Here is a 1755-nt window from a genome sequence, read left to right as displayed (position 1 = left end):
TGATAAATGAGTAGGGCGGGACACGTGAAATCCTGTCTGAATATGGGGGGACCATCCTCCAAGGCTAAATACTCCTGAAAGACCGATAGTGAACAAGTACTGTGAAGGAAAGGTGAAAAGCACTTCGAATAGAAGGGTGAAATAGAACCTGAAACCGTACGCCTACAAGCGGTCGGAGCCCACAAGTTGGGTGACGGCGTGCCTTTTGCATAATGAGCCTACGAGTTAATGTTACTAGCGAGGTTAAGGTATTAAGTACCGGAGCCGGAGCGAAAGCGAGTCTGAATAGGGCGCTTAGTTAGTAGTATTAGACGCGAAACCTTGTGATCTACCCATGGGCAGGTTGAAGCTCTGGTAACACAGAGTGGAGGACCGAACCGGTTGACGTTGAAAAGTCTTCGGATGACCTGTGGGTAGGGGTGAAAGGCCAATCAAACTGGGAGATAGCTCGTACTCTCCGAAATGCATTTAGGTGCAGCGTCGCAAATGAGTTTATTAGAGGTAGAGCTACTGATTGGATGCGGGGGTTTCATCGCCTACCAATTCCTGACAAACTCCGAATGCTAATAAATGTTCTGCGGCAGTGAGGGCATGGGTGCTAAGGTCCATGTCCGAGAGGGAAAGAACCCAGACCAACAGCTAAGGTCCCCAAATATATGTTAAGTTGAAGCAACGCGGTTGGACTGCATTGACAGCTAGGATGTTGGCTTGGAAGCAGCCATTCATTTAAAGAGTGCGTAACAGCTCACTAGTCGAGCGGTCCGGCATGGATAATAATCGGGCATAAACATATTACCGAAGCTATGGATTTATACCTTAGGGGTATATCTGGTAGGAGAGCATTCTATTTGCGCCGAAGCAGTACCGCGAGGTATTGTGGAGCGGATAGAAAAGAAAATGTAGGCATAAGTAACGATAAAGGGGGCGAGAAACCCCCTCACCGAAAGACTAAGGTTTCCTCAGCCATGCTAATCAGCTGAGGGTTAGTCGGGACCTAACGCGAACCCGAAAGGGGTAGTGGATGGACAATGGGTTAATATTCCCATACTTGCTCACACTAAAAAGGGGACGGAGTGCCGTACTTACTGGAGACTGACGGAATAGTCAAGACCTAGCCTTCGGGCGAAGTTGCTGTAAGGAAAGTGCTTCCAAGAAAAGCCGAAGTGAAGCAACCCGTACCAAAACCGACACAGGTAGTCGAGGAGAGAATCCTAAGGTGCTCGAGTGAGTCGTGGCTAAGGAACTAGGCAAAATAGTCTCGTAACTTCGGAAGAAGAGACGCCATCAGCAATGGTGGCCGCAGTGAAGAGGCCCAGGCGACTGTTTATCAAAAACACAGGACTCTGCTAAATCGAAAGATGCTGTATAGGGTCTGACACCTGCCCGGTGCTGGAAGGTTAAGGAAGGTGCTTAGAGTTAAATCGAAGGCATTAACTGAAGCCCCAGTAAACGGCGGCCGTAACTATAACGGTCCTAAGGTAGCGAAATTCCTTGTCGGGTAAGTTCCGACCTGCACGAATGGTGTAACGATCTGGGCACTGTCTCAGCCACGAGCTCGGTGAAATTGTAGTATCGGTGAAGATGCCGATTACCCGCAATGGGACGAAAAGACCCTGTGAACCTTTACTATAACTTCGTATTGACTTTGAGTAAGTAATGTGTAGGATAGGTGGGAGGCTTTGAAGCCGGCACGCTAGTGTTGGTGGAGCCAACGTTGAAATACCACCCTTTACTTACTTGGAGCCTAACTTCTTT

At 48.6% G+C, this 1755-nt stretch carries 1 rRNA gene; it reads left to right on the top strand.

Features of this window, described 5'->3' with window-relative positions:
- A 23S ribosomal RNA gene (locus JET18_RS21845) occupies window positions 1-1755 on the top strand; the annotation flags it as partial.

It is taken from the genome of Chryseobacterium endalhagicum (assembly GCF_016745235.1).
Lineage (GTDB): Bacteria > Bacteroidota > Bacteroidia > Flavobacteriales > Weeksellaceae > Chryseobacterium > Chryseobacterium endalhagicum.
Note: the sequence above shows the minus strand (reverse complement) of the source record. Positions and strands in the feature narration are given on the sequence as shown.